Raw genomic sequence first — 22,157 nt, 5'->3', positions numbered from 1 at the left:
TGCTCGGCGACAATAGAGCGCCGAGGAGGTCATGTCAACGACGGAACCGCGACTGAGGTAGCATCCGGGTTTCGGAAACGGTCGAAGAAGGAGGAGGCATGGCGGCCGAGAAACCGGACGTGCCGCTCGCCGTCGTGGCCGCCGAGGCCGGGGTCTCGGTGCCGACGGTGTCGAAGGTGCTCAACTCCCGCACGGACGTCGCCGGCGCGACTCGCGAGCGGGTCGCCGCCGTCCTGCACCGCCACGGCTTCACGCTGCGTCCGCGGCGTCGGCGCGCCACCGGGATGATCGACGTCCGGATCGTCGACCTGGAGGGGACGTGGTCCGAGGCGGTGGTCCGCGGTGCCGTCGCCGGAGGGCGCCGCCTGGGCCTGGACGTCGTCCTCGCCGTCGAACCCGACCCCGACGACTGCAGCGCCTGGGTGCGGCATGCGCTCGAACGTGGCACGGACGGGCTGGTCAGCGTCGTCGCGGTGCCCGACGCCGGTGCCCGGCGCGCGCTCGCCGACTCCGCGACGCCGCTCGTCGTCGTCGACCCGCGGCAGCGACCGCCGGAGGGCATGCTGTCCGTCAGCGCGACCAACTTCCAGGGCGGGCTGGAGGCCACGGCGCACCTGCTGTCCTTGGGTCACCGCCGCATCGCCACCATCACGGGCGCGCTGGAGCAGGACAACGCTATCGCCCGTCTGGCCGGATACCGTGCCGCCCTGCTCCAGGCACGGGTCGAGGTCGACGACGACCTCGTCGTGGACGGCCCCTACGGCGTGACGGCCGGGTACGACGGGGTGCAGCGGCTGCTGGCCCTGGCCGACCCCCCCACCGCGATCTTCACCAGCAGCGACGACACCGCGCTCGGGGCGCTGCACGCCCTGCGGGAGAAGGGGCTCGCGGTGCCCGACGACGTCTCGCTCGTCGGGTTCGACGACCTGCCCGTGGCGCCGTGGATCGATCCCCCGCTGACCACCGTCCGGCAGCCGCTCGCCGAGATGGGCGCCACCGCCGTCGACCTGGTGCACCGGGCGCGCAGCGGCAGCGGGCACACGCTGCGCACCGAGCTCGCGACGAGCCTCGTGGTGCGGGAGTCCACGGCGTCGCCGAGGCACTGAGGACGCGACGACGCCGCCGGGTGCGAGCCTGCTGGCTGCACCCGACGGCGTCGGATCCTGGTCAGGTCAGATCAGGAGTGGGTGACGTCGAGCTGGTAGAGGGTGGCTTGGCCGTAGTTGGAGTCGTTGCAGGGTGAGGAGTTGTCGCAGTTGGCCTGGGTGTAGGCGCCGGCCTTGAAGTAGTTCTCGTCGTCGTCGCTGTCGATCGTGGTCTGGAGTTCTCCGTTGTAGTAGACCTTGATCTCGCCGTCGGCGGCGACGAACTTGCCTTCGAAGACGGTGTTGAGCTGGTAGTCGTCGGTGATGAGGTGGTGGTGGGAGTCGTCGCCGTCGGTGACGTAGAGCTCGGTGCCTTCGAGGCGGAAGACGGTGACGTCGTCGCCGCCGCCGTGGATCTGGGCGCCGACCAGGTGCGGCTTGTCCTCGGGCAGGTGGTTGAAGGCGGTGCGGAAGGTCATGGTGTGGGTGCCGGAGGTGGTGGACCAGGAGGCTTGTTCGGTGCCGCCGTCGGTCATCTCGCGCAGCTCGGAGCGGGGGTAGCCCGATCCGGAGGTGGTGACTCCGTCGACGGGTGCGCGGAACTGGATGCCGGTGCACTTGTCGTTGACCTGGAACCAGGGTGCTTCGGAGAAGTCCTCGAGGTCGGGCTGCTTGATCTCGGTGGGGGAGTTGTCCGAGCCGGTGGGTAGGGTGACCTTCCAGTTCTCCAGGTCGACCTGCTGGGCCGGGTAGTCACACTGGTCGCCGGGGCCGGTGGTCTCGGTGGGCTCCGGTGACGGGGTCGGTTCGGGGTCCGGCGTCTCGGTGGGCTCGGGGTCCGGCGTCTCGGTGGAGTCGGAGTGGGTGACGTCGAGCTGGTAGAGGGTGGCTTGGCCGTAGTTGGAGTCGTTGCAGGGTGAGGAGTTGTCGCAGTTGGCCTGGGTGTAGGCGCCGGCCTTGAAGTAGTTCTCGTCGTCGTCGCTGTCGATCGTGGTCTGGAGTTCTCCGTTGTAGTAGACCTTGATCTCGCCGTCGGCGGCGACGAACTTGCCTTCGAAGACGGTGTTGAGCTGGTAGTCGTCGGTGATGAGGTGGTGGTGGGAGTCGTCGCCGTCGGTGACGTAGAGCTCGGTGCCTTCGAGGCGGAAGACGGTGACGTCGTCGCCGCCGCCGTGGATCTGGGCGCCGACCAGGTGCGGCTTGTCCTCGGGCAGGTGGTTGAAGGCGGTGCGGAAGGTCATGGTGTGGGTGCCGGAGGTGGTGGACCAGGAGGCTTGTTCGGTGCCGCCGTCGGTCATCTCGCGCAGCTCGGAGCGGGGGTAGCCCGATCCGGAGGTGGTGACTCCGTCGACGGGTGCGCGGAACTGGATGCCGGTGCACTTGTCGTTGACCTGGAACCAGGGTGCTTCGGAGAAGTCCTCGAGGTCGGGCTGCTTGATCTCGGTGGGGGAGTTGTCCGAGCCGGTGGGTAGGGTGACCTTCCAGTTCTCCAGGTCGACCTGCTGGGCCGGATAGTCGCAGGGGTCGGCAGCCGTGGCGGCGGCGACGGCCACGATCGAGCTGGCGGCGAACACCGTCCCGGCCACCAGAGCGGCTGCGAGGCCGTGCTTGCGGGGGAATCTCATCGTCGTGCGTGTCCTTTCGGGGAGCGCCCTGGTCAAGGGTTCGTCCGTGGTAGCGCCCGTCGGCCCGACCCGTCGGCCGGCCCTGGACTGCTCGCCGCGTGGTGGGGAGGGTTGCCCGCACCGGTGACGACCACCGCGCCGCCGGGACGATGCGAGGGGGTACCTCGCCTCGGTGGCGCCGTAGCGTCCGACGCCCGGCAGTGCATGGATACACCTGAGATCTCGGCTCTGAAGTTATCGGTGCCCCGACACACTGTCAATGCTCTACAAGGCTGTGAACAGCACTCTTATTCGGATGACTGAGCAGCGGGTCCTGGTCTCGCGAGGCGAGTGTGCGGCTCTGAGTCGCCGAAGAGCTGCCAGCAGGTAAATCGATGCATCCGCATAGATGGAGGCGCGATGCAGGGCCCGGGACTCTCGACAGAGAGTCCCGGGCCCTGCGCCCTCCGCCCCGTCCCCGCTCTGCATCGACCGGGACGGGTGTCAGCTCGGGTGGGGTCAGGAGTGCTTGACCTGGAGCTTGTAGAGGGTGGCTTGGCCGTAGTTGGAGCTGCTGCAGGGCGAGGAGTTGCCGCAGTTGGCCTGCGTGTAGGCGCCGGCCTTGAAGTAGTTGCCGGACTTCGCGTGGTCGATCGTGGTCTGGAGCACTCCGTTGTAGTAGACCTCGATCTCGCCGTCGCTGACGACGAACTTGCCCTCGAACACCTGGTGCATCTGGTAGTTGCTGGTCACGAGCTTGTGGTGGGTGTCGTTGCCCTTGGTGATGTAGAGGTTGTCGCCCTCCACGCGGAACACCGTGACGTCGTCGTCACCGTCGTGGATCTGCCCGACGACGACGTGCGGCTTGTCCTCGGGCAGGTGGTTGACGGCCGTGCGGAACGTCATGGTGTGGGTGCCGGACGTCGAGGACCAGGCGGCCCGCTCGGTCCCGCCGTCGGTCATCTCGCGCAGCTCGGAGCGGGGGTAGCCCGAGCCCGAGGTGGTCACCCCGTTGACCGCGGCGCGGAACTGGATGCCGGTGCACTTGCTGTTCACCTGGAACCACGGCGCGACCGAGAAGTCTTCGAGGTCGGGCTGCTTGATCTCCGTGGGGGAGTTGCCCGAACCGGTCGGCAGGGTGACCTTCCAGTTCTCCAGGTCGACCTGCTGGGCCGGGTAGTCGCACGGGTCGGCGGCGGTCGCGCTGCCGATGCCGCCCAGCTGGGCGGCGACGAAGACGGTCGTGGCGAGCATGGTGGCCGCGAGGCCGTGCTTGCGGTGGAGTCTCATGATGGTGCGGTTCCTCTCGGATGGTCGCCCTGGACGTCTGAGGTCGTTCGCCGTCGGCGGTCGTCGGAAGGCGTGCCCGTCGGCACGTCTCCGCCATGTCGTCGTTGACGTGGTGGGGAGGGCTCGCCCGCACCCATGACGACCTCTGCACTGCCGGAGCCGCCGAGCAAAGCTCCCTTCGTCGGCGAGGAGGACGGCTCCGTCCTGATGGCCACACGGTGGTGCATCGCTGCACCAGAGATCTCACTAGTGAACCTAAGCGTGCCTGGGCGAACTGTCAACCGGATAAGCGATTGTCCGCCAGGCTCAGCATGACATGCCTGTTCAGGGCGCTGTACATGGCGCTCGTCATGCGATCTTGATCGCTAGCGGTGAGTGTGCAGTGGGACCGACGAACGGTGAAACGTTGCATCGACGCCCTGAAGCGACTTGCCGTCAGAACGTGCCTATCGGTGTCAAGAATCGATTCTTTGCCCTAATGTCGCAGGTGTGCGCCACCGCCGCAGCGTTGCGGTCGGCACCGGTGAAGCACCGCGCATGCCGGGCGCGCACCGGAGCGTAACGAGAGAAAGGTCGACGATGACCCGAACGAGACCGATCAGAGCGGTGGCCTCGCTGGCCTCCGCGACGCTGATCGCCACCACGCTGACCGTGGCAGTCCCCGGCGCAGCGGCCGCTACCGTCCCGCAGGCCGGGGACACCCCCGTCGAGATCGATCAGACCGACGAGCCCGACAACCTGGTCATGCTGACCGCCGGGAGCGCCGAACGCTCGGACACGATGCCGGTGGTGTCCTCGCCCCGTCCCAAGTACGGCTACGTCACCGGCTTCGAGACGGCCGACGACTACCTGCGGTGGGAGGTCAGGACCCCGGCCGCGGCCGAGTTCGCCACCACGCTGCAGATGAACCCCGGCGCCCCCGACCAGTCGTTCGTCGTCGAGGTCGACGGCGAGGACTTCCCCGTCACGGTGGACGACGACGGCTGGCAACGGGTGGACGCCGGGAGCATCCGACTGCCCGCCGGGTCCTCCACCATCACGATGCGTCGCGACAGCCTGTCGGGGACCGCCGAGGTCAAGAGCCTCGAGCTGATGCGGTCCGACCTGGTGGCCGGGTACGAGCAGCGGGTGGCGGACTACCGGGAGGCGGGGGCCGCGACGGCCACGGACCTCTCCGAGGACGGCTACGGGATCATGTTCCAGTACGGCCCGTGGGGCTACCCCGTCAGTGGCGACACGGCGAAGTCGATCGACGACCAGGCGGCGGACTTCGACGTCCCCGCCTTCGTGGACATGATCGAGAGCACCGGCGCGCAGTACGTCATCTGGTCCGCCACCTGGTGGACCTACGAGATGAACGCGCCGATCTCCGCGGTGGACGACGCCGTCGGGCACGGTGGCCGGACCTCGGAACGAGACCTCATCGGCGACGTCGCCGCGGCCCTCGACGAGGTGGGCATCGACTTCCACCTCTACTACCACACGGGACAGGACAGCCACCTGGGGTGGGGGAGCACCGACTGGTGGCAGGCGCAGGACTGGCCCGGCAGCTTCTCGGACACCGGGCTCGGTGCCCGGGAGACGTTCTTCGACCACTGGAAGGCCGTCGTCGGCGAGATGGGGGAGCGCTACGGCGACCTGCTCAAGGGTTGGTTCTTCGACGACGGGCGTGCCTACTACCCGGGTCGGATGGAGGAGCTCGCCGAGGCCGCCCGGGCGGGCAACCCCGAACGGGTCATCTCCTACAACAACGCCAACGCGTCGCTGGTGACCGAGTTCCAGGACGTCTCCTTCGGTGAGCACTGTCGTGCCGACGACGCCGAGATCGGTGGGGACGGCAGCTACGTCCGAGGCGCCGAGGTCGGGCAGCAGGGTCACTGCATGTACAAGCTCGACTCGGCCTGGGGAGTCTCCGCCCCGGACCAGACGACTGCACAGCGCTTCTCGGCCCAGGGTGCCTACGACTTGATCCGGGCGAACTCGGCACGCGGCGTGGCCACGTCCCTGGACATCATGATGTGGGAGGACGGGACCATCGACCCGGACACCCTCGACGTGCTGCACGAGCTCAAGGACCTGCGGGACGACGGGACCACGGACCTGTGCGGCCCGGACTGCACGCGCCTGAACAACACCGACCCGTCGATCACCTACACCGGCGACTGGGAGGTCTCGTCCGGCCGGGGCAACGGCGACTACCTCGACGACCTCAGCTACACCGACGACGCGGACGACTCGTTCAGCTTCACGTTCACGGGCACCGGGGTCACCCTCTACATGCCACGGGCGGGCAACTACTCCAGCTTCGACGTGACCGTCGACGGCGTAGAGCAGGGGACGTACGACGCGGACGCCGACTCCTACCTCGCCCAGCAGGCCACGTACAGCATCGACGGCCTCGCCCACGGCGAGCACACCGTCACGGCCACCCGGGCCGGAGCGCAGTGGTTCCAGCTCGACTACATCGAGTACCGCACGAGCTGCGTGGGGTGCACCACGGTCAACAACTCCGACCCGTCCATCTCCTACACGGGCGACTGGGAGGTCTCGGACGGTCGCACCCTGGGTGACTTCGAGGGCGACCTCGCGTACAGCGAGACGGTCGGCGACTCGTTCAGCTACACGTTCACCGGCACCGGAGTGACCGTCTACATGCCCCGGTACGTCAACTACGGCGACTTCGCCGTCGAGCTCGACGGCGAGGACCAGGGCGTCCACGACGCGGTCGGAGACACCTACACCCCGCAGTCGCCCACCTACTCCGTCGAAGGGCTGGGCCACGGCGAGCACACACTCACCGTGACCATGCTCGACGGACGGTGGTTCCAGCTGGACTACCTCGCCTACCGCGGCTGCGACGGCTGCGCGACCGACACGACGGCGCCCGTCGTCGAGACCGTCGTCGGCTCCGACGGCACCCGCACCGAGGGGTGGTGGACCGACGCGGTCACCGTCACCGTCTCCGCGGTGGACGGCGGACCCGGCGACGTCACGCTGGAGCACCGCCGTGCCGACGAGCCGTGGTCCGAGTACACCGGTCCGCTCACCGTCGAGGCCGACGGGGAGCACCAGATCGAGATCCGGGCGACCGATGCGGCCGGCAACGTCTCGGACGTGGAGCGGGTCGCCGTCGCGAAGGACGCGACCGCCCCCGAGACCACGGCGAGCGTGGAGGCGGTCTCCGACGGCCGGGAGGTGACGCTGACCGCCGTGGACGCGCACTCCGGCGTGGCGACGACGGAGTACGCCGTGGACGGTGGTGACTGGACCGCCTACGACGGTCCCGTCCTCGTGTCCGGCGGCGGGGCCCACGACGTGCAGTTCCGGTCGGCGGACGTGGCCGGTAACACCGAGGTGACACGGTCGATCGGGCTGGAGCCGACCGCCCCGGAGGGCACCTACGGCGACGGCTGGTACAAGGAGACCCGGAGCCACCAGGGCGTCAAGGTCTCGGTGCGGGTCCAGTGCTCCGGGCACGACACGGCGGCGATCGGCTTCTACGTCACGACCGGGCAGGACCCGGGTTCCCCGTACACCGCGACGATCGAGGAGAACCGCAAGTACCCGGGTGGCCGGACGGCACCGATCGTCCCGGACGAGCCGCAGTACCTGTGGCTCGACTCCCAGCGCACCAACCGGCCCGCCGGCGAGGTCACCGTCCACCTCGAGCAGGGGGCCGAGGGAGACCCGGCGCAGGACGCGACCCTCGTCTTCGACCGTCCCCGGGTGATGTGCCACCAGGGCGGCGTCGTCGCGCCCTGAGGAAGCAGGGTGGCTGCCGCGTCGCAGCGGACGCGGCAGCCACCCGGGCCGGCCTACTCCTTGACGCCGCCCGCCGAGATGCCTCGCGTGACGTACCGGAACGCGAAGACGATGATCAGCAGGGCCGGGAGGGCCAGCAGGACCAGTGCCGCGTAGTACAGGGACGACTCCGCGGGTGTCGGCGCGAACGCGCTGCGGATCGTCTGTACGGCCTGGGCCGCCGTCGTCTGTTCGGGTGACTGCAGCAGCAACGAGGGGAACACGAAGTCCTGGATCGACCACATGACGCACAGGGCGCCCAGATTGACCAGGGTGCCGCGGACCAGCGGCAGCACGACGTGCCAGAAGATCCGGAAGTGGCCCGCCCGGTCGAGCTTGGCCGCCTCCGACAGCGACCGCGGGATCTCGTCCATCCTGTTGCGCAGCAGCAGGACGGCGAACGGAAGCGTGAGCGCCGCCTCGGGCAGCGCGACGGCCAGCGCGGTGTCGAAGATCTGCAGGGTCCCGGTCAGGAAGTAGACCGGAACGATGATGGCGGTCGCCGGGACGGCCAGGAACAGCAGCACCCCGTAGTAGGCCGTCTCCCGGCCGAAGAACGGGATCTGGGAGAAGGCGTAGGCGGCGAGGGACCCGGCCGCGCACACGAAGAAGGCGTGCATCGCGGCGACGATCGCGCTGTTGACGAAGGTCTGCGGGATATACACCCCGTTGAAGTCCCGGGTGAGCACCTCCAGGTAGTTCGCCGGACCGCCGACCTGGATCGACAGGTGCACGGCGTTGACGAGCGGCACCGCGAAGAATGCCGCGAACGCGACCAGGAACGCGTAGATGAGGACTCGTTCGACCTTGCGGACGTGGATCGGCAGCGAGTCCTGGTCGATGGCGGTGGCCTTAGTGGGCACGTCGCATCCCTCGCTTCCGCACGATGATCTGCACGATGGAGATGGTGAGCGCGCAGACCAGCACGATGATCGAGGCCGCCGCGGCGTAGCCCACGCGGTCGGCACCGAGGGTCGCGCCGTAGATGTAGGTTCCCGTGATGTCGGTCCGACCGCCGGGCTGGCCGCCGGTGGAGAAGTAGATGATGTCGAACGCTCGGAAGCTGCCGAGGAGCACCGAGAGCATGACCGTCACGTGCGTCGCCCGGAGCAGCGGCGACAGGATGATGCGGTACATCTGCCAGACGTTGACGCCGTCGATCGTGGCGGCCTCGATGATCTCGGTGTTCACCTGGGCGACGTCGGTCGTGTAGTACATGATCGGCAGCCCGATCATGTAGGTCAGCAGGATGAGGACGGCGATGTAAGCGGCCGTGGGGTCGCCCAGCCAGTCCTGGGTGAGGAAGTCCAGGCCGAGCGCGCGCAGACCTTCGTTGATCGCGCCGTCGTCGGACTCCAGCATGCGTCCGAACACCGTGGCGAACAGTGACAACGGGATCAGCGACGGCAGGAGGAACAGCGTGTAGTAGACGCGACGGCCGCGGATCCCCGAGGCCAGCATCATGGCGAGCACGAACCCGAGAGTCATCGCGACGAGCACGGCGAAGAGCCCGAACCCGATGGTGTTGAGCAGGGATCGGACGAAGGCCGGGTCGGTGGCGACGAGCCGGAAGTTCTCCCAGCCGACGTCCACCGCGTTCGTGAAGGTCAGTCCCACGGTCTGGGTGCTGACCTTGCCCAGGAAACCGAAGCTGAAGAGGTAGTAGAGGGCATAGAAGACGATGAGGGGCAGGAGGAAGACCGCGGCGGTCCCGGCGGTGCGCCAGCGGTCCCGTCCCACCCGGCGGTGGGCCTCCTGCGCCGAGGCGCGGCGGACGGACTGCCGCGCCTCGGTGCGAGGGGTCGTGCCGAGCGTCACGTCACTCGTCTCCGTGGGGGTATCGACCGGACGTCCACTCGTCCTGCATGTGCTGCGCGGCTTCTTCCGGCGTCTGCGTCCCGCGCAGGACGTCGAGGATGGCGTTGCCCTCGACCTGGTTGAGGAAGTCCTGCTGGCTGTCGCGCATCGACGTCGGGTTGGCGATGACCTCGGCGGCCCGGTCGAACCCGTCGACCGCGGCCTCGCTGGTCAGCACCGAGTCGGGCAGCTCGAAGCCGGTGAGGGACGGGACGAGGACCAGGTCCTTCGCCCAGACGTCGGCTCCGGTGTCGCTGACCATGAACTCGACGAAGGCGCTGGCGGCCTCGACGTTGGTGGAGCTCGAGGGGATCGCCAGGCCACCCTCGGTGAGCGACCGCGCGGCCGGCTCGCCCCCGGCCTCGACGACCGGGAGAGGCATGGCGCCGACGTCCTCGACGCCGATCCCGTTCGCCTCGCGGTAGTCCTGCGACAGCAGGGAGTTCTGCCACGAACCGTCGATCAGGAAGGCCGCTTCTCCGGAGGAGAACAGCTCACTGGGGCGCGAGCCCTGCAGGCCGAGGACGTCGGTGCTGATGGTCCCGTCGTCGAACAGCGACTTGTAGGCGGCCAGGCCGTCGACGAGCGCATCCTGGGTCCACTCGCCGTCGCCGTGGATGATGTCGTCGGACAGTCCAGGGGCGGTCTGCTCGGCGATGCCGAACAGCATCTCCTCCTGCCACCACGGCTCGCCGGTGAAGACGACGGGCATGACGTCGGGGTGGGTCTCGGTGATGGCCTGGACGGCCTCGTTCCACTCGTCGGCGGTCTCCGGCACCTCGGCGCCGGAGGACTCGAGCAGGTCGGCGTTGTAGTAGACGATGGGGCTCCCGATGGAGCCCATGGGGACGGAGTAGAGGACGTCGTCGGAGGCGACGGCGGCCGTCTGCTCGACCATGGCGGGGTCCACGCCGTCGAGCCAGTCGCCGGCCCAGTCGTCGACCGGGCGCAGGTGATCCTTGACGGAGTTCGTCATGGCCGACACCTGGACGCCGACGACGTCGAGCGACTCTCCGCCGCTCAGCGCCAGCGGCAGCTGCTGCTGGTAGTCGGCGTTCTCGAAGGTGCGCAGCTCGATCGTGATGTTCGGGTTCTCCGCCTCGAACGCCTCGACGGCTGCCTCGAGGGTGGCCTGCGGGGGGAACCACGTCCAGTAGCTGAGCTCGACCGGACCGTCGTCGGTGGCGGTCTGCTCCGTCTCCTCCGACGTGTCGGCGCCGCCGACCCCGCCGCTGTTGCCGCAGGCTGCCAGGAGTGCCAGCGCTCCCACGGCCGCGGTGCCGCCGAGCAGGCTTCGTCTCGCCCTCATCGTCCGTCCCTTCCACGTCTTCGTGTCCGACGCGCGGTGCTCCTGGAGGAGCTGCGACTGTGCCACAACGCGTCTCTTGAATGGTCGGATGTCTGTGTGGCGCCTGTCAACCCTGGCCGGGGTCACAGAACGGCATCGCCTCGCCATGCCGCGAGGAACCGATTCTTCAGGCTCTCAAGGCGTCAACTCCGTCGCGACCGGGACATCAAAGGTCCAATCTTTGAGGTCCTAGTCGGCGTGACGAACTCTCTCGGACCACCAGGCGTGTCGGCAGGACCTGATGCCGGACCTCGCTCACCTCGCCGCGGATCCGCTCCACCAGCATGCGGGTCGCACGGGCGCCGAGGTCGTACGCGGGTTGTTCGACGACGGTCATCGGGGGGTCGATCAGGGGGGCCCACGGGGTGTCGTCGAACGTCACCAGGCCGACGTCCGTCCCGGGCCGCAGCGATCGACGGTCCAGCTCGGCGAGGACCCCGAGGGCCATCTGCTCGTTGGAGACGAGCAGGGCGTCCGGCGCCGTCCCGTCGAGCAGCTTCGCTGCCGCGGTCGCACCGCCCCCGCGGTCGTACGTGCCGTGGGCGAGCAGGGGTTCGATGCCAGCGGCCCGCACCGCCTCCCGGTAGCCGTCCGCGCGCCAGCGCGCCGTCTGGACGTCGGGCGGCCCTGCGCAGCAGGCCGGGCGCGTCCAGCCCGACCGGAGCAGATGCTCCGTCGCCTCGCGGGCACCCGAGCGCGAATCGGTGATGATGGAGTCGATCTCGGCGTCGAGCCTGCGGTCGATCGCCACGATCGGTATCCCCGCCTCGCGCAGCGCCCCGCCGTCCGCGTCGTGGCGGTGCGGTGAGATGAGGGCGCCGGCCACCTGCTGGGCGACGGCGATCTCCATGTACAACGACTCCTTGCCGTCGTCCTCGTCCGAGTTGCACAGGATGAGGGACAGTCCGGACTCGCGGGCGACGTCCTCGACGCCACGGGTCACGGCGGTGCAGAAGTGGTTGCCCACGTCGGGGATGATCAGCGCGATCACGTCGGTGGAGCGCTTGCGCAGGCTTCGTGCCACCCGGTTCGGACGGTAACCGAGCCGCGCGGCGGCGAGCCCGATGCGTTCCCGGTACTCCTCGGTCACCGTCGGATCCCCGTTGAGCGCGCGCGAGACGGTCGACGGCGCGACGCCGGCCTCCCGGGCGACGTCCACGATCTTGGCCATCGCCACGTGCGCTCCCTCGTCACCGTCGACCGGCCGGTCGTCGTCAGCCAGCCCATGCTACTGGCGTCCGTGGTGCACAGTGTCGTGGGCGCGCGGTCGGACGCACGAGGGCCCGGGCCCCGCGGCATGCGGGACCCGGGCCCTTCGAGGTGGTGGCCGGCGTCAGCTCGGGACGACGGTGCCCTTCCACTCGTACTTGCGGTTGGGCTCGTCGATCGGCGTCCGGGCCAGGTGGTTGGTGTAGTTCGACATCACCTTCTGGGAGATGCCGAGCACGATCTCGAGCACCTGCCGCTGGGTGAATCCGGCGTCGAGGAAGGTCTGGACGGTGGCGTCGTCGACCTCGCCACGCTCACGGACCATGGCCAGGGTGAACGTGCGCAGCGCCTCGAGGCGGGGCTCGTGCAGCGGCGTGCCGTCACGCAGCGCGTCGATGATCTCGTCGTCGACGCCCATGCCCTTGGCGATCGCCGTGTGGGCGGGCACGCAGTAGTGGCAGGAGTGCTCGACGTTGATCGACTGCCAGACGACCGTGATCTCGTCGGCGTCGAAGCTGGTGGAGCTCTGGAAGAGGCCGTGGAGCTTCTGGTAGCCCTCGAGCAGGCCGGGGGCCTCGGCCATCACCGCGTGGAGTCCGGGGACGCGCCCGAAGTTCTGCTTCGAGGTGGCCAGCAGCTCCTGGCTCTCGGCCGGAGCGGTGTTCTCGTCGTGCAGCGTGAAGTCGACCATGGGGTTCTCCTTGTCGTCTGTGCCTGCGGTCCTCCATTGTGTACTGATCGGTACCTAATAACGCAAGTGCGCGCGGTGTGCGGTGGATCTCCCGGTCCGCACGCCCCTCGGCGGCTCCGGCGCTCGTAGAATGGACGGATGGGCACTCAGGAGAAGGCCCCCGCCGGCCGCCCCCGGTCGTTCGACGAGGAGGACGTCCTCGCCGAGCTCACGGCGCTCTTCTGGCGACAGGGCTACGGACAGACCTCGATGACCGACCTCGTGGCGGCCAGCGGGGTCCACAAGCCGAGCCTGTACCGGACGTTCGGCAGCAAGGAAGAGCTCTTCGCGACGGTGCTGCGGCGTTACCTGCGCGAGCGGATGGAGATGTTCGCCGCCCTGGTCGATCGGTCCGGGCCCGGCGTCGGCGGCGTCCATCGGTTCCTGGACCTCCTCGGCGCTGACGCGGAATCCGAACGCGGCCGCGACGGCTGCCTCATGGTGATGGCGTCCAACGAGCTGCGCGGCACGTTGCCGGGCTACGACTTCGGCGCCGACTACCGGCTGCGGATGCACGACGTGCTCGGCACCCTCGTGCAGCGCACCCTGCCGGGCACGCCGGACGACGACGCGGTGCTGCGGCTCCGGACCGACCTGCTCACGACCCACCTGCTCGGTCTGCACGTCGTCATGCGGTCCGGGGCGCCGCCCGAGGAGATCAGGCGCTACCTCGCCGCCATGCACCACGTCGTCGACACCTGGTGACCGACGGCTACTCGACCGTCACTCCGGCGCCGTCGTCGATCTGCGTGTCCTGGCGGTTGCCCCGGATCTTGTTGTCCGTGAGCCGGACGTCCTGGCCGGCGTCGATCCGGACGCCGCCGGTGTTCGCCACCACGAGGTTCTGCTCGAGCACCACGTCGGTGGGCATGCCGCTCGCGTGACCGTCGTCGCCCGGGTCCTCGGCGAGGTGGATGCCCCAGAACCCGTCGGCCCGGTTGGCCAGCACGGTGTTGTGCTGCACCACGGTTCCCGGGGCGTTGCGCACCTCGATGCCGGAGCGCACGTGGTCGCCGCGACCACGGGTGATCACGTTGCGCTCCACCAGGGTGTCGGGGGTGCCGAGGATCAGCAGGATGCCCTCACGGTTGTTCTGCAGCACGTTGCTGTGTATCCAGTTCCCCGGACCCGCGGCGTCGTGCTGCGTGGCCGTGCCGCCGGTGTTGCCGAGCGCGATCCCCGCGGCCTGCACGTCGGTGACCTTGTTGTACCGGATCTCGTTGAGGTACTCGTCCTCGCCGTGCATGTCGATGGCGTCCAGCACGCCGCCGTCGATGGTGTTGCGCGCGACGAGGTTGTTGTGGGTCCAGTACTGCAGCAGGATGCTGTGGCGCAGGTGCGTGCCGTCGAACTCGTTGTCGACGACCACGTTGTGCCGGGAGTCGTCGGTGTACGCGTAGCGGTCCTTGCCGGCGGTGCCCTGGATGGAGATGCCGTAGCCGTTGCCGCCGCCGCCGACGCTGGTGGCTTCGCGGAAGGTGCTGCCCCGCACGGTGACCTCGCGGCTCTTCTCGATGCGCACACCCATCTTCTGGAAGCGCTCGATCACGACGTCCTCGACGAGCACCTGCTGGCTCGCCCGGGAACCGAGGTTCGCCACGACGATCCCGTAGGCGGGACCGCCACCGGCGGCGTCGTCCTGGTGGTCGGTCGGCAGCGGGCCGTCGTACGTCGAGCTCACCGTCAGGTCGCTGATCCGGACGTCCTGGACGCCGTAGCCGCGCAGCACCTTGCCGGACTGCGTCTCGGGGGTGAACGCCGAGGTCAGGACGGTGCCGTCGCCGTCGCCGCGCAGGTCGACACCGCTGCGCAGCGCCACGTGGGTGGTCGGGTCGGCGGCCTCGGTGCTCTGCAGGTCGTACGTGCCCTCGGGCAGGTAGACCTCGTCGCCGGGCTGGGCGTCGGCGAGAGCGGCGCGGATCGCTGCGGCGTCGTCACCCGACTGCGGGGCGGGGTCGGCGCCGTGGTCACGGACGTCGATGGTCCGGCCGGTCGCCTCGCCGGGCTCCTGGGGTCGGAACCGGTCACCTGCGGGGGTGACCAGTCCGGGCTCGGTCCAGGGCTTCGCGTCCGGGTCGGGGGTCGGAAGGAGCCCGGAGAGGTCGTCGACGACGGCGCCGTCCGGGTTCGGCGGGTACACGCGGATCTCGGTGACGCTGTTCCAGCCCGAGACGCTGTTGCCGAGACCGAGGTAGCGCACGTAGCGGGCCTCGGAGCCGCTGGTCGCGTCACCGCCCAGGACGACCGGTTCGAGGTTCGACGATGTTCCCGAGCTGGCCTGGTCCTGGGCGGCGGGCTGCCAGGTCGACCCGTCGGTCGAGGTCTCGACCTCGTACAGGGACTCCCGCTGCTCACCCTTGTGCCACGCGATGCCCAGGTAGCCGACCGATCTGACCTCACCCAGGTCGAGCACGAGCCACTGGGGCTCCTCGGGGCTCTCGGTCAGGGACGACCAGCGGGTCGCCGGGTCGTCGTCGACGGCGAACTCGGGCAGGTTGCCGTCGCTGCTCAGGGCGCGGACCGACTCGACGGTCCAGTGGTCGGGTGCGTCGGTCGCCTCCGCGGGCGGCGGGGCGGTGGCAGCGGTGGTGTGGTCGGTCGTGGTGGCCGCGGCGGGGCCCCCGAGACCGATGCCGAGGACGGCCACGAGCAGGGCGGCCACGGACTGTGGTGCAACGATTCGCCATTGGATCATGGTCAGACTCTGGCACCGACGGCGCGCCAGAGCAAGAGTCGAGGGTGATTCTCTCCGAAGTATGGGTCGCGCTGGAGCGTCCTGAGATGTAACGATGCACCGAGGAACCGGGCAGCGACGATCTTCGGGGCGCAGGGCCGTGCTACCGCGTGACGGGTTCGCTGCCGGTCAGGCGGTCGAGCTCGTCCCGGCGGGGGAGGACCTCCCAGTCCCCGTCCCCGGTGCAGGCGTACGCGCCGACGGCGGCCGCGGTGGTCAGGGCCGTCGGGACGTCCCGTCCCGCGATCCGGTCGGCGAGGAACCCGGCCACGAACGCGTCCCCGGCACCGACCGTGTCCCGTACCTCGACCGGGACGCCCGGCGCGGAGAACATGCCGTCCTCGGTCGCGGCGACGGCGCCGTCCGGTCCGCGCTTCACGACGGCGGTCCGTGCGCCGAGGGCGTGCAGCTCGCGGGCGGCGGCGTCGGCGTCGTTCCCGCTGCACCCGAGCAGCGCTGCCTCGTCCAGGCCGGCGAAGACCACCGCGCAGCGCGGCACGATGCGGGCGTAGACGTCCCGGGCCGCTTCGGGCGTCCAGAGCGACGAGCGGTAGTTCAGGTCGAACGAGAGCGGCACGCCGAACTTCTCGGCGCGTTCCACGAGTTCCAGCGTGAGTTCGAGCGCCGACGACGAGAGCGCGGGGGTGATACCGGTCAGGTGCACCGTCGCAGCCGACCGGACCGCCTCGTCGGGCACGTCACCCGGGGCGAGGCGGGACCCGGCGCTCCCGGCCCGGTAGTACCAGATGCGGGTCTCCATGGTGGAGCGACGCTCCTTGAGCATCAGCCCCGTCGGGGCTTCGTCGTCGCGCAGGCAGGTCGTCGCGACGTCCTCGCCGCGCAGCAGTCGCTCGACCAGATCACCCGCCGAGTCGGTGCCGATGCGCCCGATCCAGGCCGACGGAGCGCCCAGCCGGCGCAGGCCGATCGCCACGTTGCTCTCCGCGCCGCCCATGCCGAGCGACATGAGGGTGCTGTGCCGGAGCGGCTCCGGGCGGGTGCTGCCGACGAGCACCATGGTCTCGCCGACCGTCAGGACCGGAGCGGACGGCGGACTCATCGAGGCGCGACCACGCGCTGACGCTGCGAGCCCAGGCCGTCGATGCCCAGCTCCACGATGTCACCGGGCTGCAGCCACTGCGGGTCGGCCATCCCGTTGGCCACCCCCGGCGGTGTGCCCGTGTTCACCACGTCACCAGGTTCGAGCACCATGTACTGGCTCAGATGACACAGGATCTCGTACGGGTCGAACACCATGGTGGCGGTGCTGCCCGTCTGGCGGCGGGTCCCGGAGACGTCCAGCCACATGCCCAGCGCGGAGACGTCGTCGATCTCGTCGGGCGTGACCAGCCAGGGACCGCAGGGGTTGAACGTCTCGGCCGACTTGCCCTTGAGGATCTGTCCGCCGTGGTCGTCCTGGAAGGCGCGTTCGCTGACGTCGTGGCACACCACGAAACCGGCGACGTGCTCGCGCGCCTGCTCGGGACCGTCGAGATAGCTCGCCCGGCGGCCGACCACCACGCCCAGCTCGACCTCCCAGTCGAGGCGGCTGAAACCGCGAGGCGCGCGGACGTCGTCGTGCGGCCCGACCAAGGTGTTCGGGGACTTCGAGAACACCAGCGGCAGCTCGGGCACGTCCGCCCCGATCTCCTCGGCGTGGTCCCGGTAGTTCAGGCCGACGCACAGGATCTGGTGCGGACGGGCCACCGGGGCGCCGATCCGGCGGTCGCCGAGGGGTGCTGCCCGGCCCGCGGCGACGCGGTCCTCGACGTGCTCGCCCAGCCAGGCCAGGCCGCCGGGCAACGTCGTGGCGTCGACGTCGGCCAGCAGGTCGCTCACGTCGACGTAGGCGTCGGGTCCGACGACGACGGCGGGCCGTTCCCGGCCGGGCGAGCCCAGACGGACGATCCTCATCGGAGCACCCCGTCCTCGCTGGTGGAATCTGTGGGCGCGAGGGCGGCAGGGGCGGCAGTGGACTCACGCACGACCAGCTCCGGGCGCAGCAGCACCGAGCGGCCGGGCTCGCGGTCGTCCTCCTTGAGCGCCTCGTCGAGGCTGAGGGACGCCATCCGCGCGATGGGCTGGCGCACCGAGGTCAGCGGCGGGTCGTACAGCTCGGCCAGGATGATGTCGTCGAACCCGACCACCGAGACGTCCGTGCCGACGTGCAAGCCCTGGTCGCGCAGGCCGCGGCAGAACCCGAGCGCCGTCATGTCGTTGATCGCGACGATCCCGGTGGGGGCTTCCGTCGAACCGGAGAACAGGTCGTGGGCGGCCTGGCGTCCCACCTGCGCGGCCTCCACGTCCCCGAACGGGGCACCGTCGCCCGCGGTCCACGTCGGCATCGCGCCGGGGTCGAGACCGACGGCCTCGAGCGCTGTGCAGAAGCCGCGGAACCGGCCGGTCCGGTTCACCGCGGCCAGCGAGCCGGAGACGAAGGTCAGCCGCTCGTGACCGAGCTCGGTCAGGTGGGACGTCGCGAGGAATCCGCCGACGTGGTTGTTGATGCTGACGCTGACGACGTCCTCCGGGTCACCGGCTTGGGCCGGACGGTCGAAGGTCACCAGGCGCAGGCCGCGCCGGACGATGTCGGCGAGATGGTCGAGCGTCGGCAGGGAGGAGCACAGGACGATGCCGCGGACACCGTCCTCCCAGAGCTCCTCGACGTAGCGGCGCTCGCGGTCCGGGTCGCGCTCGCTGTTGCAGAGGAGCACGTTGCATCCCGCGGCCAGGGCTGCGACCTCGAGCTCGCGGGCGAACGCGCCCCAGAAGGGGTTGCCGACGGAGGGCACGATGAGACCGACGGTCTGCGTGCGCCCGGTCCGCAGCTGGCGCGCGGCACGGTTCGGGCGGTAGCCGAGGTCGGCGATCGCCCGTTCGATGCGGTCCTTGGTCGCCGGCACCATCCGGTTCGTCCGGCCGTTCAACAGGTTCGAGACCGTGCTGGGAGAGACCCCTGCGGTGGCTGCGACCTGCTGGATCGTCACGCGTGCCACGCTTCCTCCAACGTCATCGGTGGTGCACGATCTGTGCATCGTTGCAGTCATCCTAGCCGAGATCAGGCCGATGGCTGGACGGACGCGGTTCGAAAGTCGTGACTGCTGCGCAGCCGACCGGGAGTTGACGCGGGTGCCTCGATGTGCCTAGTTTTGTGCATCGTTACACCGGCATCGTCGCCACGGCGGAGTCGTCCGACACCAGCCGACCGCACAACGTGAAGGATCAACGATGATCATCAAGAGTCAGAACCGCCGACGGTTCACGGGCGCCGCAGCCCTCGCCGCCGTCGCGTTGAGCATCACCGCCTGCAGCTCGGGCACGACCACGGACACCGCTGGCGGGGACGGAGGCGAGGTCTCCGGCGACATCACGCTGCTCACCCCGATCTTCGAAGGAACCGATGGTCAGCAGCTCCTCGAGGACGAGCTCCTGCCGCAGTTCTACGAGGAGTACCCGGACGTCACGGTGTCCGTGGACTACACCACCTACGGCAACCTCAACGAGAAGCTCACCACCGCCGCCGTCTCCGGCGCGGTGCCGGACGTCATGATGATGGGTGTCGGCTGGATCGAGGGCTTCGCCGACCGTGGGCTGCTGGCGGACCTCAGCGAGCTCGGGCTCACCGAGGACCAGCTGCTGGAGACCTACACGCCGGCGATCGTCGACGCCGGCACGTGGGACGGCGGCGTCTACGGCGTGCCCATCATGCTCGACACCCGGTACGGCGTCGCCAACATGGAGCTGCTCGAGGAGGCCGGCTACGACTCCCCGCCGTCGTCCTGGGACGAGCTCGTCGAGATCGCCGAGACCTTGACGGTCCGAGCCGACGACGGGACGCTCGAGCGGGCCGGCTTCGACATGCTCTCCCTCGACCCGCGACAGGCCTTCGAGACGATGCTCTTCTCCGCCGGTGGGGACCTGTTCAACGAAGACGTGACAGAGCCGGCCTTCAACGGTCCGGAGGGTGTCTCAGCACTGCAGCTCATGACCGACCTCATCAACGAGCACGAGGTCGAGGACATCGGCTACTCCTCCCCGGACGCCGCCGTCAACCCGCTGCTCAACGGCCGCGCCGCGATGGGCATCGCCCACAACAACCTGTGGACGCAGGGTCTCGAGGCCGACCCCGAGGCGCTGGACAAGCTCGAGCCCTTCGTGATCGAAGGTGAGGGGTCCGGCATGTTCTTCGGCGGGACGTTCGCCACCCGCTCGGCCACCTCGCAGAGCCCGGAGGCCGCCCAGGCCTTCCTCGAGTTCCTGGCCAGCCCCGGGCCCGCCCTGGCCGCCAACGAGCAGCGCGGCAACGTGCCCGCACTGACCGAGCTGCTCGACAGCGACTACGTGGAGTCCAACCGGTTCGTCCAGTTCTCCATGGAGAACCTCGAGGTCGCGAAGCGTGAGGGCGGCCCCGCCGAGTGGCTCGAGGTGCGCGGCGACTTCGCTCCCGCCGTCGAAGCGGCGCTCCTCGGCCAGTCGGAGCCCCAGGTCGCGCTCGACGAGCTCGCGGGGCTCGTCGAGACCGCGATGGACCGGTAGCACCGACCCCTCTCGGAGCGTCGGGCAGTCCTCGCGGAGGCCCGACGCTCCTCGGAAGAAGTAGGAACCATGTCACGCACCGAGACCCCACCAGGGGCAGCGCTCGCCTCGCGGGCACCAGCGCCCGTCCGGCGCCACAAGTACTCGCCCGCGGAGCGCAAGCTGCGACGGACGGGATGGCTGATGGTGACGCCGGCTCTCCTGCACATCGGCCTGTGGACCGCCATCCCGGTGGTCGCCACGTTCGCGCTCGGGTTCACGGACTACAACGTGTTCTCACCGCCGCGATGGATCGGCCTGCAGAACTATGTCGAGATCGCCCAGGACCCCGTCTTCCTCAAGGCGACCTGGAACACCATCGTCTACACCTTCTGGACCGTGCCGGTCTCGATGGCCATCGCGCTGGTGATCGCCGTCGCGCTCAACCAGGGCCTGCGCTTGCAGAAGTGGTACCGGACGGCGTTCTTCCTGCCGCAGGTCACGGCGACCGTCGCGATCGCCATGGTCTGGTTGTGGATCTTCAACCCGCAGCAGGGGCTCCTCAACGCCTTCCTGGGCCTCTTCGGCATCCCCGGCCAGGCCTGGCTCGCCGACCCCGACTGGGCGCTGTGGGCCGTCATCCTCGTCGGCGCCTGGCAGGGCATCGGTATCAAGATGCTCATCTACATCGCGGCGCTGCAGAACATCGACGGCTCCCTCTACGAGGCGGCCTCGGTCGACGGTGCGTCCACCGTCCGCAAGTTCTTCGCCATCACGGTGCCGATGCTCAAGCCGGCCACGTTCTTCGTGCTGGTCATCTCCATCATCAACGCGTTCCAGGTGTTCGACCAGATCTACGTGCTCACCAACGGCGGTCCCGCCAACGCGACCACGATGATGACCTACGAGGTCTACCGGTCCGCGTTCGAGGAGTTCCGCATGGGCATGGCCTCGGCGCAGTCGGTCGTCCTGTTCGTCTTCCTGCTCTTCATGACGCTCGTCGGTCGACGGGCCACCCGAGAGGACCACTGATGGCTCTCCTCGCCCCCCGGTCCACCACCGGCCCCACGAGGTCCGGACCTCCTCCCCGCCTGAACCAGTCGTCCGTGCGCCGGCGCAACAAGATCGTCCTGCACGCGCTGCTGATCCTCGGTTCGATCACGATGGTGATCCCGTTCGTCTGGATGCTGTTCACCTCGGTGAAGTCGCCGGCGGAGCTGGCACAGTTCCCGCCGACGTTCTTCCCGCAGGAGTGGCACTGGTCGAACTATGCCGAGGCGCTGGACGCCGCCCCGTTCGACAAGTACTTCCGCAACAGCCTGATCATCGCGACGGGGCACACCCTCATCACGCTGGTCGTCGGGTCGATGGCGGGCTACGCCCTGGCACGCATCCGGTTCCGCGGCCGGGAGATCGTGTTCCTGTCCATGGTGGCGATGCTGATGATCCCCACCTACACGAAGATCGTCCCGCAGTTCCTCATCGTGAAGTTCATGCCGCTCTTCGGCGGCAACGACATCCTCGGCCAGGGCGGGAGCGGCTGGCTCGACTCCTGGTGGGCGCTGCTCATCCCGGGTGGGCTCAGCGCCATGTCGATCTTCCTGTTCCGGCAGTTCTACCTGACGCTGCCCAAGGAGCTCGAGGAGGCGGCGCGGCTCGACGGCCTCGGCGAGTTCCGCATCTTCGCGCAGATCTACACACCGCTGATGAAGCCTGCGGTGGCGACGGTCGCGCTGCTCACCTTCCAGGAGAGCTGGAACAACTTCCTGTGGCCGCTGCTCGTCACCAGCTCCGACGACCTACGGGTCATCCAGGTCGGTCTGGCGGTCTTCCAGCAGCTCGAGAGCACCGCGTGGCAGTACCTGATGGCCGGGACGACGCTGGCGACCGTCCCCATGGTGCTGCTGTTCGTCCTGGCGCAGAAATACTTCATCCAAGGATTCACGAACTCGGGCATCAAGTGAGCCCGACGACCGACGAAAGA

At 69.2% G+C, this 22,157-nt stretch carries 17 protein-coding genes; 6 read left to right on the top strand and 11 right to left on the bottom strand.

Annotated features, from left to right (window positions below; translation table 11 throughout):
* Window positions 1-98 precede the first annotated feature (98 nt).
* A complete protein-coding gene (locus tag UQW22_RS04870; RefSeq protein WP_407319752.1) occupies window positions 99-1,106 on the top strand; it encodes a LacI family DNA-binding transcriptional regulator in 1,008 nt (335 codons plus the stop codon).
* Between the two features lie 71 nt (window positions 1,107-1,177).
* Here the strand turns inward: UQW22_RS04870 and UQW22_RS04865 are convergent, their stop codons facing one another.
* Together UQW22_RS04865 and UQW22_RS04860 are read right to left on the bottom strand one after the other, a co-directional pair.
* Window positions 1,178-2,710: a polysaccharide lyase family 7 protein gene (locus UQW22_RS04865; RefSeq protein ID WP_407319751.1), complete on the bottom strand. Its 1,533-nt coding sequence runs from the start codon at window positions 2,708-2,710 to the stop codon at window positions 1,178-1,180.
* A 498-nt stretch (window positions 2,711-3,208) separates the two neighbouring features.
* Window positions 3,209-3,979, bottom strand: coding sequence for a polysaccharide lyase family 7 protein (locus tag UQW22_RS04860; RefSeq protein ID WP_407319750.1), 771 nt, complete (start codon window positions 3,977-3,979; stop codon window positions 3,209-3,211).
* 579 nt (window positions 3,980-4,558) lie between these two features.
* Between UQW22_RS04860 and UQW22_RS04855 the strand changes: the two genes are divergently transcribed.
* Complete coding sequence (locus tag UQW22_RS04855; protein ID WP_407319749.1) at window positions 4,559-7,741, top strand: OmpL47-type beta-barrel domain-containing protein; 3,183 nt, start codon at window positions 4,559-4,561, stop codon at window positions 7,739-7,741.
* Between the two features lie 53 nt (window positions 7,742-7,794).
* Here the strand turns inward: UQW22_RS04855 and UQW22_RS04850 are convergent, their stop codons facing one another.
* The 5 genes from UQW22_RS04850 to UQW22_RS04830 form a co-directional block, all read right to left on the bottom strand.
* Window positions 7,795-8,643 (bottom strand): carbohydrate ABC transporter permease, encoded by an 849-nt coding sequence (locus UQW22_RS04850; RefSeq protein WP_407319748.1) that lies wholly within the window; start codon window positions 8,641-8,643, stop codon window positions 7,795-7,797.
* Complete coding sequence (locus tag UQW22_RS04845) at window positions 8,633-9,598, bottom strand: carbohydrate ABC transporter permease (protein ID WP_407319747.1); 966 nt, start codon at window positions 9,596-9,598, stop codon at window positions 8,633-8,635. Before UQW22_RS04845 ends, UQW22_RS04850 begins: the two co-directional genes overlap by 11 nt.
* Before the next feature lies 1 nt (window position 9,599).
* Window positions 9,600-10,946 (bottom strand): ABC transporter substrate-binding protein, encoded by a 1,347-nt coding sequence (locus tag UQW22_RS04840; RefSeq protein WP_407319746.1) that lies wholly within the window; start codon window positions 10,944-10,946, stop codon window positions 9,600-9,602.
* Window positions 10,947-11,151: 205 nt separating this feature from the next.
* Window positions 11,152-12,156: a LacI family DNA-binding transcriptional regulator gene (locus tag UQW22_RS04835; RefSeq protein WP_407320726.1), complete on the bottom strand. Its 1,005-nt coding sequence runs from the start codon at window positions 12,154-12,156 to the stop codon at window positions 11,152-11,154.
* Between the two features lie 162 nt (window positions 12,157-12,318).
* Window positions 12,319-12,885, bottom strand: coding sequence for a carboxymuconolactone decarboxylase family protein (locus UQW22_RS04830; protein WP_407319745.1), 567 nt, complete (start codon window positions 12,883-12,885; stop codon window positions 12,319-12,321).
* A 138-nt stretch (window positions 12,886-13,023) separates the two neighbouring features.
* On the opposite strand from UQW22_RS04830, the gene UQW22_RS04825 reads away from it, so the two are divergent.
* Entirely contained in the window at window positions 13,024-13,629 is a 606-nt protein-coding gene (locus UQW22_RS04825; protein ID WP_407319744.1) for a TetR/AcrR family transcriptional regulator, read from the top strand.
* A gap of 7 nt (window positions 13,630-13,636) precedes the next feature.
* Here the strand turns inward: UQW22_RS04825 and UQW22_RS04820 are convergent, their stop codons facing one another.
* The 4 genes from UQW22_RS04820 to UQW22_RS04805 form a co-directional block, all read right to left on the bottom strand.
* On the bottom strand, window positions 13,637-15,619 hold the full coding sequence (locus tag UQW22_RS04820) for a right-handed parallel beta-helix repeat-containing protein (RefSeq protein WP_407319743.1): 1,983 nt from the start codon (window positions 15,617-15,619) through the stop codon (window positions 13,637-13,639).
* Between the two features lie 142 nt (window positions 15,620-15,761).
* Complete coding sequence (locus UQW22_RS04815; protein ID WP_407319742.1) at window positions 15,762-16,718, bottom strand: sugar kinase; 957 nt, start codon at window positions 16,716-16,718, stop codon at window positions 15,762-15,764.
* On the bottom strand, window positions 16,715-17,572 hold the full coding sequence (locus tag UQW22_RS04810) for a fumarylacetoacetate hydrolase family protein (RefSeq protein ID WP_407319741.1): 858 nt from the start codon (window positions 17,570-17,572) through the stop codon (window positions 16,715-16,717). The genes UQW22_RS04815 and UQW22_RS04810 overlap by 4 nt, the downstream gene beginning before the upstream one ends.
* Complete coding sequence (locus UQW22_RS04805; protein WP_407319740.1) at window positions 17,569-18,645, bottom strand: LacI family DNA-binding transcriptional regulator; 1,077 nt, start codon at window positions 18,643-18,645, stop codon at window positions 17,569-17,571. The genes UQW22_RS04810 and UQW22_RS04805 overlap by 4 nt, the downstream gene beginning before the upstream one ends.
* 241 nt (window positions 18,646-18,886) lie before the next feature.
* Between UQW22_RS04805 and UQW22_RS04800 the strand changes: the two genes are divergently transcribed.
* From UQW22_RS04800 to UQW22_RS04790, 3 genes are all read left to right on the top strand, one after another.
* Entirely contained in the window at window positions 18,887-20,194 is a 1,308-nt protein-coding gene (locus tag UQW22_RS04800) for an ABC transporter substrate-binding protein (RefSeq protein WP_407319739.1), read from the top strand.
* Between the two features lie 69 nt (window positions 20,195-20,263).
* A complete protein-coding gene (locus UQW22_RS04795; protein WP_407319738.1) occupies window positions 20,264-21,205 on the top strand; it encodes a carbohydrate ABC transporter permease in 942 nt (313 codons plus the stop codon).
* Window positions 21,205-22,137 (top strand): carbohydrate ABC transporter permease, encoded by a 933-nt coding sequence (locus UQW22_RS04790; protein ID WP_407319737.1) that lies wholly within the window; start codon window positions 21,205-21,207, stop codon window positions 22,135-22,137. Before UQW22_RS04795 ends, UQW22_RS04790 begins: the two co-directional genes overlap by 1 nt.
* Window positions 22,138-22,157: the final 20 nt, after the last annotated feature.

This window comes from Isoptericola halotolerans (genome assembly GCF_045689585.1).
Lineage (GTDB): Bacteria > Actinomycetota > Actinomycetes > Actinomycetales > Cellulomonadaceae > Isoptericola > Isoptericola halotolerans_B.
This window is presented reverse-complemented; position numbering and strand designations above follow the sequence as displayed.

Excerpts from the sequence above, each read along its gene's own strand:
- UQW22_RS04795 (WP_407319738.1), top strand. The coding sequence starts at position 20,264 with ATGTCACGCACCGAGACCCCACCAGGGGCAGCGCTCGCCTCGCGGGCA.
- UQW22_RS04855 (WP_407319749.1), top strand. The coding sequence starts at position 4,559 with ATGACCCGAACGAGACCGATCAGAGCGGTGGCCTCGCTGGCCTCCGCG.
- UQW22_RS04865 (WP_407319751.1), bottom strand. The coding sequence starts at position 2,710 with ATGAGATTCCCCCGCAAGCACGGCCTCGCAGCCGCTCTGGTGGCCGGG.
- UQW22_RS04870 (WP_407319752.1), top strand. The coding sequence starts at position 99 with ATGGCGGCCGAGAAACCGGACGTGCCGCTCGCCGTCGTGGCCGCCGAG.
- UQW22_RS04825 (WP_407319744.1), top strand. The coding sequence starts at position 13,024 with ATGGGCACTCAGGAGAAGGCCCCCGCCGGCCGCCCCCGGTCGTTCGAC.
- UQW22_RS04815 (WP_407319742.1), bottom strand. The coding sequence starts at position 16,718 with ATGAGTCCGCCGTCCGCTCCGGTCCTGACGGTCGGCGAGACCATGGTG.
- UQW22_RS04790 (WP_407319737.1), top strand. The coding sequence starts at position 21,205 with ATGGCTCTCCTCGCCCCCCGGTCCACCACCGGCCCCACGAGGTCCGGA.
- UQW22_RS04800 (WP_407319739.1), top strand. The coding sequence starts at position 18,887 with ATGATCATCAAGAGTCAGAACCGCCGACGGTTCACGGGCGCCGCAGCC.
- UQW22_RS04835 (WP_407320726.1), bottom strand. The coding sequence starts at position 12,156 with ATGGCCAAGATCGTGGACGTCGCCCGGGAGGCCGGCGTCGCGCCGTCG.
- UQW22_RS04860 (WP_407319750.1), bottom strand. The coding sequence starts at position 3,979 with ATGAGACTCCACCGCAAGCACGGCCTCGCGGCCACCATGCTCGCCACG.
- UQW22_RS04840 (WP_407319746.1), bottom strand. The coding sequence starts at position 10,946 with ATGAGGGCGAGACGAAGCCTGCTCGGCGGCACCGCGGCCGTGGGAGCG.
- UQW22_RS04810 (WP_407319741.1), bottom strand. The coding sequence starts at position 17,572 with ATGAGGATCGTCCGTCTGGGCTCGCCCGGCCGGGAACGGCCCGCCGTC.
- UQW22_RS04830 (WP_407319745.1), bottom strand. The coding sequence starts at position 12,885 with ATGGTCGACTTCACGCTGCACGACGAGAACACCGCTCCGGCCGAGAGC.
- UQW22_RS04820 (WP_407319743.1), bottom strand. The coding sequence starts at position 15,619 with ATGATCCAATGGCGAATCGTTGCACCACAGTCCGTGGCCGCCCTGCTC.